The following is a 10,359-nucleotide window of genomic DNA, read 5'->3' as shown; positions in this document are numbered from 1 at the left end:
GCTGGCCACGAGGTCTCCGGTACTTGGCTCTTCTTGGTCGTTGAACCAACTACCGGAGACCTCTACTTTTCACGATCATCGACACGCCGCAAGCCCCAAAGATCCTTATGAAACACGGCCTAGCCCGCCCACCCGCCCGGCAGCAGCGACCACAGCGAGCCCCGGCAGCCGGCACCTGACCAGCGACAGCGGGAACAGCCGCCGACGCCTGACTGGCGGCAGCGGGCCCGGCGACCAACGCCTGACCGACCACAGCCGACCCGGCACCCAACGCCTGACCGGCGGCCGGGGGAACAGCGACAGCGGGAATGAGAGGCAGCGCAAGCGAGAAGCAACGCAAGCCGCGACGCCAGCGGCCGACCGACCTGCGCCAGATTCACCAGCCCCTACCCGGCAACACTTCAGCGAGAGCGGCGCACCCTCAACGGTGGCCCAGCCTCGCGAACCTCAGCCCAACCGATCCAGCACGGGCTTCACGGCATCCTCCTCGACCCGCCCTTCCCCGGCCATCGTCCACGCCGCGTCGCAGGCAGCCCGCAGCCCATCGATCCGGCTGCCGTCGCCATCGAGCCGCAGCACGCCGTCCAGCCATCGTGCGTGCCATCCCCCGCACGCTCCATCCCGCACCTCGGGATAAGACTCCAGCAACGTACGCAAATCCTCACCGACATAGGTGGGCCGATGACGCGGTTCCGCCGTCAGCGCATCGACAGCCGTCGCCACCCCTGTCAGCACCAGCAGGCTCTCAACCCCCGCGTTGGAGGCCCCCTCGATATCGGTGTCCAGCCGATCCCCCACGACCAGCGGCCGCCGCGCCCCCGTACGGATCATGGACTCCCGATGCAACGGCGGATCCGGCTTGCCCGCATAAACCGGCTCAACCCCGGTAGCCGCGGCGATCACCCGAACCATCGCCCCGTTCCCCGGCAACTCCCCTCGCCCGGTAGGCATCGTGCTGTCCCCGTTGGAGGCCACGAACAGCGCCCCCTGCCGCACCGCCAGCGCCCCTTCGGACAGCAGCCCGTACGACAGACCGGGGGCGATCCCCTGCACCACGGCGACAGGGGACTCGGCGGCAGTGGAAACGGGCCGAAGCCCCCGATCCCGTAGAGCCAACCGCAACCCGGACCCTCCGACGACGAGCACGTTCGACCCAGGCGGCACCCTTTCGGCGACCAACCGGGCAGCGGCCTGTGCCGAAGTCACCACGTCGTCAGCCGAGGCCGGCGCCCCGAGCTCACGCAGGTGAGCGGCGATGGCAGCAGGCGTACGAGAAGCGTTGTTGGTGACGTACGCCAGCCGCACCCCACGCCGCTGAGCCTCCTCCAACGCCTGCGGCGCCCCCGGCACCGCATGACTGCCCAGGTAAACCACACCGTCAAGGTCGAGCAGCAAGGTGTCATAGCCGTCGATCAGCACAGCGCCTCTCCCGTTTGACTCTCACGCCGCGTGCGACTTTAGCGCCGCCCCGACCCTCACCTACACAAAGCCCGACCATTTCCACAGTCCACCGCATCATGGGCAGCCCCATCGCCACCGCCAGGGCCACCACCGGCACCGGCACCGCCACCATCACCGGCACCGCCACCCGCACGCCACCGCCAGCCCCACCGGCACCACACGCACCATCACCGGCACCGCCACCCGCACGCCACCCGCACGCCACCCGCACGCCACCCGCACGCCACCGGCACGCCACCGGCACGCCAGCCGGCACCACCACCGCCAGCGCCGCCGGCACCACCCGCACCACCACCGGGACCGCCACCGGGACCGCCACCGGCACCCGCCACCGGCACCCGCCACCGCCACCGCCACCGCCACCGCCACCGGCACCGGCACCGGCACCCAGGCCATCCTCACTGGCAGTGCCGCTTTACCCCGACCGCGCCAGAGCCTTTACGCCATAGCTCTCCATCGCCGATCTCGCGGGGCGGCGGCCCACAACCACCACTCCCACCTTGCAGATCTGAGCAGCCTTCAGCCGCAGCCAGCGCCATGAGATCACTCAATGCCACCCTCAGGGCCCGCCGCACCCCCGCACCGCGGAACATGACCGGCACCCCCACGCCATCGCCAACCGCCGGACAGCGCACGCCATCGCGACCGCCGAACAGCGCCACGCCATCGCCGCCCGCACAATTTCGCACGAGGACGACGAGAACGCCGCCTACCGCCCACTCACACACCAGGACCGGCGCACGCCGCCGTTCAAGAGCCCATCGCCGGAACGACGCAAGGCATCGCTCAACGCGCATCCCCACACCCGGAACCACGCCAGTTCAGACAGCAAAGGAGACGATCACAAGAGACCCGGACCGCTCCCGATACCCCACGCCCTCCGACTACATTTCGCGACGAGCTCGCAAGGTAGCGCGAACACTCTTCAAAGCCGACACATAATGCCGCTCATCTGGCCTCATGGCCACCGCGATGGCCAGGGGCTCCTGTGCCCCCTCCACATCACCGGTCCGCCACAACGACAACCCCAACCCAAAGTAGGCATAATCCTCGGCTGGATTAGCATTCACGATCTGCCGGAAACTGGCGGCAGCCTCCGCATACTGCCGTGAATTGAACTGCGCCCGAGCCAACGCCTCCAGAATGCTGCGGGATTCGGGTTCGGCGGCGGCAGCACGCTCCAGCAACGCCGCAGCGGCGGCCGGACTACCCTCTTTCAGCAACCGCACCCCACGCTGATACCAGTCGTAAACACCGCCCCCGGGAGCACCTGAGTTCTCGTTCTGAACGTTTCCATCGTGGGCCATGCGTGAGGACTCCTTCATCGCTGAACGAGGACCCGCTTCGCCCTGCTGCGGAACGGGCACGGGCTGCAACCATGGGGCGACTTCCGGAAGGCACAAGCATTTATGGGAGCATGCCCGGTATGGGGACTCCTGAACTGCCGATTCCGGACGGGCTGGGGCTGCGGCCCTTCCGAGGGGTACGTTTCGCCGTCGAAGATCCCGCCAAGGTGACCTCCCCGCCATACGACCTGATCTCTGACGCCGACGTGGACGCCCTGCTGGACTCCCATCCGAACAACGTCGTCCGACTCATCCTTCCCCGCTCGCCCCGGAGCGATTCCTCCGCCAAGCCAGTGGCCCCTCGCCCGCAACAGGAACCAAACCTCACGCCCAGCGCCCAAACTTCACCGAGCACCGCGCCCCACCGCCCGTCGGCCGACACCGAACCGACCCCCGCATCCCACCACCCGTCGGCCGACAGCGAACCCACCACCGCGCCCCACCGCCCGTCGGCCGACAGCGAACCCACCGCCACGCCCCACCACCCGTCGGCCGACAGCGAACCGACCCCCGCGCAACAGCAGGCGTCCGTTCCTCCCACACCGTCCGATGCCGGGCTCGAAACCCGCTACGCCGAGGCACGGGACACACTGAGGGCTTGGCTGGACACGGGTGTCTTGGTGGCGGACGACGTTCCGGCTCTCTATGTCTACGAGCAGAGCGGGCCTGACGTCCTCCAACGCGGCTTGATCGGCGACGTGGGCCTGGCCGACCCTGGGCAGCGCATCATCCTCCCCCACGAGGACGTCATGCCGGGCCCCATCACCGACCGGCTCGCTCTCATGAGCACCACGCAGGCCAATCTCGAACCCATCTTCCTCCTCTACAACGGCGACAACGGCGCCGCCACCCGTCTGGTGGACGAGGTGGCCTCGAAACGACACCCCCTCGTGTCCGCCCACACGGAGGACGGCCTCACGCACCGCCTGTGGGCCATCACGGACACATCAGAGATCAACGCGATAAACGCCGATCTCCATGACCGCCAAGCCCTGATCGCCGACGGCCACCACCGATACGCGACGTACCGCGTACTCCAACGCCAGGAGCACGCCACCCACTACTCATCCCAGCCCGAGCGCTCAGCCCCCACCACCACAAGACCCGAACCACCCACCGTCGCTCAGACGCTCTCCGCCGGCGGGAACCTCGGCGTGGAGGGGAAGCCGCCAATCCCTGGCGCATCCCATGCCTCCCACCTCTCCGGGACCGCTGCTGCCGCCGATGTCTCCGGTGAGGCCGGATCCGCGCGCTCCAGCGGCCGCCGTTCGACGTCGGAGCCCGTTGTCGGGCCGTGGGACTTCGGGCTGGCCCTGCTCGTCGATTCCACTGCGTACCCGCCCAATCTGCAGGCCATCCACCGCGTGATCCCCGGCCTTTCCCTCGCCGAGGCGACCGTCAAGGCCAGGGCCGCGTGGCGCGTGCACGACTTCGACGACTTGGCGCAGGGTCTGGCCGCTCTGAAGGAAGCTCCGGAGCCGGCCTTCCTGCTCGCTGGGGAGAGCGGCACGCACCTGCTCACCAACCCCGACCCGGTGCAGCTCGCCCGGGCCATGCCGCCGGACCACTCCGACCGCTGGAACTCCCTCAACACCTCCGTCCTCACAGAGTTCGTGCTGCCTAAGGTGTGGGGCATGCGTGACGACGAACGGGCCGTACGCATCGTCCATCACGACACGGACGCCGCAGTGCGGCTGGCCATCCGCACCGGCGGCACCGCGGTGCTCCTCAAGCCGCTCGCGGTCGACGACGTACTGGCCGTCGCTGCGGGCGGTGAACGGGTCCCCCGAAAGTCCACCTCCTTCGGCCCGAAACCCAGAACCGGCCTGGTCCTCCGTACGTTCGACATCGATTGACGCAGCCATCCCCTCCTAGCCGGGGCACCTGATTCTTCACGCCCGCCGCCGTCCGCTGTGGGCGCGAGCGCAGCGGATGCCCTACCGTGCATGAAGCGCGGTACGAGCATGGGTAGTAATAGCGCCGCCGCTGACGCCGTGCCCCCTGTGGAGGAACCACCCCTATGCAGGAACCGCCCTGGAACGACGGGACTCACGGAACGGTGCACCCCCAAGGCGACCGGTCATCCGGAGACAGCCCCGATCAGACGGTCACCCCAGCCAGCCACTAGCGAGCGCGTCCTGGTCGAAGGATTCGACGTGATGACCGCGAGCACCACCGTTGCCGGCAGCGGCAGGTCACGTGCTCTCGGTCGATGCGTACGCCGTGCCCGGCCGAGGAAAGCCACGCCCGCCGCGACCAGCTGGAGGCCCCACGCGAAAGGGCGCTGTCCACGACCGGGCGAACTTCGAGTCCTCTCCTGGTTCTCCGTGTCCGTGGCGCGGCACGGGTCAGCTGGCTGGGGCGAGGTAGATCACTTGGCGGGGGATCAGGGCGGCGAGGCTTCCGTGAGAGCTGCGGGTGGGATCGTCCGGGAGGTCGCTGGGGAGGGGAACGTCGGCCTCGTAGGGTCTGGCGGAGCTCACCTCCACCTCATACCGCCAGATCTTGGCTGTGGACGGGCCGAAGACGCGGCAGCGGAAGGAACCTGTCACCTCCATGTAGTCGCGAGGCTTGAGGCCCCGGACTGTGGCTGCCGTTTCCGGGTCGAAGGTGACGCACGGGATGCTGTCGGTCAGGGTGGCGCCGCGTCGGTTGCGGCGGCGACGCACGATGATGCGCCACTTCGCCACGGTGTCGCCGCTGGGCAAGGAGTGCTCCTCGACCCCCGCCGACAGCCGGCCTACCAGCAGGACTTCGTTTCGGTCCACTGCCGTCCTCCTATCGGTGCTCTGGTGGAGATCACTATCTACGATGAGGAGGAGGCCGGATCGGCTGGAATGCCGTTCTGGGGACAGTGGCTGGAGGGCGGGAGTTCCTGTGGATAACATCACCGCGTTGGGTGGCGACGTCTATGAAATCGACACCAAAATGGCTGGATACACGGGTATCACGGCCGGCTATCTGATTTTGGGGGATCGGCCGTGCCTCGTGGAGACGGGCACCTCGACCTCGGCGCCTGTGGTGCGAGATGCGCTGGCCTCGCTCGGCGTCGGCCCGGACGACCTGGCCACCGTCGTGGTGACGCACATTCATCTGGATCATGCCGGTGGGGTGGGCGACATCGCCAGCTTCTTCCCGTCCGCGCAGATCGTCGTACATGAGAAAGGCGCTCGCCATCTGGCTGATCCGTCACGATTGATGGCAAGTGCGCGGATGGTGTGGGGCGACAAGCTCGACACGCTATTTGGCGAACTGTCCCCCACCGAGGCCGAACGCATTGTGGCCCTGGGCGACACCGGAGCCATCGACCTTGGCAACGGACGCACGCTGAACAGCCACTACTCCCCTGGGCACGCCAAACACCACGTGGGCCTGATCGACTCCGCCACCGGTGACCTGTATGTCGGCGACGCGGCCGGCGTCTACCTTCCTGAGACGGGCGATCTCCGCCCGGCGACGCCGCCGCCGGACTTCGACCTGCAGACGGCGCTCGACTCGATCGCGTTGTTCGGGGCGCTTGGGCCGCAACGGTTGCTGTTCAGCCACTATGGGCCGGTCGATGCCGTACAGGACACCTTGGAGCGGTCTGCGGAGGAGCTTCGCATCTGGGTTGATCTCACTCGGCAGGCTCATGCCGAGGGGATGGATCTCGACCATGCCGTAGCCATGGTCAGGGATCGCACCAAGGATCGGTATCGGGCATTGGAGGCTGATGGCGGGGAGGATGGGGCGGCTGAGCAGTTCGAGCTGTTGAGTGGTGCTCCGTCGAACGTGGCGGGGATCCTCCACTGGCTCAACCGCGTCTCACCGTAGCCTCGCGGGGTGGGAGGTGCCGGGCGATGGGGCGGGCAAATGTCGCCGCCGTCGCCTGGCGGGAACCCGCTTTCGTCGCCTGGTCGGTAAAGTCGCCCAGAAGTCGTGGGTGTGCCGGTTCTCGGCGTCACACGCGTCAGGGGGCGTGCCGTTGCACGTGCGCCGACCTCGCCGGCGTCAGTTGCCTGCGATCACGCGTGTTCGGTGCTCCTCGCAGGTCAAGGCTGTGCAGGATTCGTCGCAGGTCAACGCTGGTGCAGGACTCCTCGCCGCCGGATGCGTGAGAAACTTCACGCAGTCCAACAGGAGCCGGATTTCTGGGACGCGTGCCGGCGCTTCGCCCGATGCTGTGGGGCTCCGCACCAGCAACGCTTGCAAGGTCCGTCACACGTGGACACACACGTAGGTCCACACTGCCACGCGCACAGACGGCGGCTCGCCCTCCGGCACACGTAACTTGACACCGCTAGGCGCGCAGACGGCTGCTCATTCTCGAGCACACGTAAGTCGGCGCTGCCAGGCGTACAGACAGCTCCTCGCCCACCGGCACACACGTAACTCCGCATTGCCAGGCGCACACATGGCTCATCGCCCTCGGACTGATGCCGTAACTCCGCACTGTTAGGCGCGTGCAAGGCTCTTCGCCGTCAAAGACATGCGGGATTTCCCACCGCGAGACGGGCGCAGGACTCCACGCGGTCGGACGCGTATGGGATCTGAGGGCGGCCATACGTGCTGCGCTCCTCGGCGCCGTACACGTGCCGAGCTCCTCGCCGTCAATCGCGAGGGACCTTCACGATCATGCCGTACCGGATGCCTCGGCGGGCCGCAGGTGCGGGCGTTCTCATTCGATGACGTGCGCGGTCGCCCGCCCGTCCCCGCCGTAGCGGACCGGCTTGACCGTCGGGTGGCGACGGTAGCGGTCCGGGTACGGCGGGGACGTGGCGTCAGTCGTCGGACTTGCGCTTCACATCCGAGGCGGATTCATCGGACTCGAGGTTGAGCGTGTCGCCGAAGTTGGGCTCGATGAATGCCGGGGTGATGCCCGGCGCCTCGGCCTGCTTGGCGGCCTCCGGAGCAGGCCGCGCAGTCTGCTGCTCGTCAACGCCCTCGTCAGCGTCGGCGGGACCGGGCCGCTCGGGTGCTTCGGCCGGGACAGCTTGCTGTCCGCCATCCGATGCGTCCGCGGGGGCAGCTTCTCGCGACTCCCCATCCCGTACGTCCGCCGAGGCGGCCGCGTCCTGCGGCCCCTCATCCAGAACGTCCCCGGAGGCCGCGCGCTGCGGCTGCTCCTCCAGAACGTCCGCCGGAGCCGCGTCCTCCGGCTGCTCCTCCAGGACGTCACCCGGGGCCGTATCCGGTGACTCACGATCGACTATGTCGGCGCGCGCCTCGTCCGAGACGTTCTCCGGGGAGGCCAGGAGGTCACCCGCTTCGGCCAGGGCCGTCGCGTCATCCACGTCCTCGGCCGCCTCGGCTGCCTCGGCCGCGCCGGCGTCGTCGAAGTCGTCCTCGTAGTCGAAGTCCTCCTCGAAGTCCTCCTCGACGTCCTCGATGACGGACCCGGTCAGCTCGGCGTAGCGTTCGGCGGCGTCCGTCTCTCCGTCCTCGTCGAACGCCATTGCCCGCCCGAACCAGTCCGTAGCCGCCTCCTGGTGCCCGGCATCGGCCAGAGCGTCCGCATATGCGAACGCCAGCCGCGCCGACCACGGCTTGGGCTGCGGGTCGCGCAGCTCGGGGAGGCGCTGCAGGGTGATCACGGCGGCGTCGTGCTGGCCCAGGTCGCGGCGGGCGCCGGACTCGACGATGGTCAGCTCGATGCGTCCGGCTCGGTCAAGGCGCTCGGCCTCTGGCGAACGTACGAGGTCGAGCGCCCGCTCCGGACGGCCGAGACCGCGCTCGCAGTCGGCCATGACCGGCAGGTACGCGTCAGAGCCCGTCATCCTCCTGGCCGCGCGCAGATCGCTCAGCGCCTCGGAGAAGTGCCCCGCGCGGTAGGCGACGATGCCCGCAGCCTCCCGTACGACGCCGATCCTGGCCGCGAACCTGCGCGCTACCTTCGTGTGCTCGTGCGCCCGGTCGGGGTCGTCGTCCTCGAGCGCCCGTTCGGCGGCGACGAGGTGCCGGCCCACCAGCTCGGCGAGGTCGCCGGGGAGGGAGCGCAACTCCTCACGAACATCCTTGTCGAGCTCGTCCGCGGTGATGTCGGGCGCGACCTCGGGCAGCTTCTCGCGCTGCGGGGCCTCGGCCTCGCGGTCGGACCTGCTGTACCTGGCGCGGGTGCCCGCAGAGGAGGAACGCTCGTCGCGGTCGTCCCGCGAGAACGGCCGCGAGTCCCGGCGAGGGCCGAAGCCACCTTCGCGACGGTCACCGCCGCTACGCGGGCCACGGTCGCCCTCGCGCCTGCCGCCGAATCCGCCCTCACGACGGGGGCCCCGATCCTCCCGGAACCCACCCTCGCGACGGTCACCGTGGCCGCCTTCCCGGCGGGGGGCGCGGTCGTCCCTCGAGAACGGACGCGAGCCCTCGCGCCGAGGGGCGTACCCGCCCTCGCGACGGTCACCGTAGCCGCCCTCACGACGGGGGCCTCGATCATCCCGGTCCCGGAACGGACGACGCTCGTCACCCTCACGGCGCGGACCCCGATCGTCGCGGAACCCGCCCTCGCGGCGCGGGCCCCGGTCATCGCGGAACCCACCCTCACGACGCGGACCGCGGTCCTCGCGGGGACCGCCCTCGCGGCGGTCGCCGTACCGGCGCTCGCCGAAGCCGCCCTCACGACGCGGGCCACGGTCCTCGCGGGGACCGCCCTCACGACGGTCCCCGTACCTGCCTTCGCGCCGATCGCCAAAGCCACCCTCACGACGGGGGCCGCGATCATCCCGGTCCTGGTACGAACGACGCTCGTCACCCTCACGACGCGGACCACGATCGTCTCGATAGCCATCGTCGCGCTGCGGCGCCCTGTCTCCACGACCGTAGGAGCGCGACCTGTCGTCGGAACGGAACGGACGGTCGCCGCCGGAGTCTCGCCCGCGAGAGCTGTACCCGCCGCTCCTGCCGCCTCCGCTGGAGCGCCTATCACCGTAGTCGCCGCGCCCGCGCTGTCCGCCGTCCGATCCGTTATCTCTGTTCACTTCTGGTCCATTTCGTTGGCTCACCCAGCGGACTCACAACGACGGTCCACCGTGGCTGGTCGCCGCCCTTGGGCCTTACGCGACGAAGGCCACCCGTGGGGTGGCCCGGTTCCTACCAGCCTAGCAAGCCCCAGTACGTCCATGAGCCCGGACGCAAGCCATATATCGGCGGGACCGCAAACGCAGGGTCAGCGAGGGTGTTCGCTATGTCACCACGCTTCGGCGAAATATGCGAATCCCCGCCCAGATGCTGGTCCCTTCCCCATTGGGACTCGCCGGCACCGAAACGATTGATGGCCTCCCCCATTAACGGAGGCAGGCCAATTCAATCGCGGAACAGTCCACAGCTGCGCCTTTCAGCGCAACGGCACACCTACAGAAATGTGCACTCGGAACCCAACGTGGCCGGTGTCAGCACGAGGAGCGGCCAGTCGGCCGTACGAGAGAGCGCCTCACAGCTCCCCCTGGACGCACAACACAAAAAAAGGGGGTCCGACGCCCAAGGCGTCGAACCCCCTCAAAAATTGTCCGGCGGCGACCTACTCTCCCACACCCTCCCGAGTGCAGTACCATCGGCGCAGAGAAGCTTAACTTCCGGGTTC

General features: G+C 68.8%; 6 protein-coding genes and 1 rRNA gene. 2 read left to right on the top strand and 5 right to left on the bottom strand.

What is annotated here, in order from left to right:
• Positions 1–447: 447 nt before the first annotated feature.
• Together ACFKCF_RS61265 and ACFKCF_RS61260 are read right to left on the bottom strand one after the other, a co-directional pair.
• Positions 448–1,419, bottom strand: coding sequence for an HAD-IIA family hydrolase (locus ACFKCF_RS61265; protein WP_394506691.1), 972 nt, complete (start codon positions 1,417–1,419; stop codon positions 448–450).
• A 926-nt stretch (positions 1,420–2,345) separates the two neighbouring features.
• The gene (locus ACFKCF_RS61260) at positions 2,346–2,768 is read right to left on the bottom strand and encodes a tetratricopeptide repeat protein (protein ID WP_394506689.1); all 423 of its coding nucleotides are present in this window, start codon (positions 2,766–2,768) and stop codon (positions 2,346–2,348) included.
• A gap of 119 nt (positions 2,769–2,887) precedes the next feature.
• On the opposite strand from ACFKCF_RS61260, the gene ACFKCF_RS61255 reads away from it, so the two are divergent.
• Positions 2,888–4,663, top strand: coding sequence for a DUF1015 family protein (locus ACFKCF_RS61255; protein WP_394506687.1), 1,776 nt, complete (start codon positions 2,888–2,890; stop codon positions 4,661–4,663).
• A 492-nt stretch (positions 4,664–5,155) separates the two neighbouring features.
• Here the strand turns inward: ACFKCF_RS61255 and ACFKCF_RS61250 are convergent, their stop codons facing one another.
• The gene (locus ACFKCF_RS61250) at positions 5,156–5,575 is read right to left on the bottom strand and encodes a single-stranded DNA-binding protein (protein ID WP_394506685.1); all 420 of its coding nucleotides are present in this window, start codon (positions 5,573–5,575) and stop codon (positions 5,156–5,158) included.
• Positions 5,576–5,684: 109 nt separating this feature from the next.
• Between ACFKCF_RS61250 and ACFKCF_RS61245 the strand changes: the two genes are divergently transcribed.
• A complete protein-coding gene (locus ACFKCF_RS61245) occupies positions 5,685–6,620 on the top strand; it encodes an MBL fold metallo-hydrolase (RefSeq protein WP_394506683.1) in 936 nt (311 codons plus the stop codon).
• A gap of 947 nt (positions 6,621–7,567) precedes the next feature.
• On the opposite strand, the gene ACFKCF_RS61240 is transcribed toward ACFKCF_RS61245, so the two are convergent.
• Together ACFKCF_RS61240 and rrf are read right to left on the bottom strand one after the other, a co-directional pair.
• Positions 7,568–8,785 carry a hypothetical protein gene (locus ACFKCF_RS61240; protein WP_394506681.1) on the bottom strand — a complete coding sequence of 406 codons (1,218 nt, stop codon included), beginning with the start codon at positions 8,783–8,785 and terminating at the stop codon, positions 7,568–7,570.
• 1,498 nt (positions 8,786–10,283) lie between these two features.
• Positions 10,284–10,359 (bottom strand): 5S ribosomal RNA (rrf, locus tag ACFKCF_RS61235); the annotation flags it as partial.

Origin of the sequence: Nonomuraea sp. JJY05, from assembly GCF_043496855.1 — a bacterium.
Classification (GTDB): domain Bacteria; phylum Actinomycetota; class Actinomycetes; order Streptosporangiales; family Streptosporangiaceae; genus Nonomuraea.
Note: the sequence above shows the minus strand (reverse complement) of the source record. Positions and strands in the feature narration are given on the sequence as shown.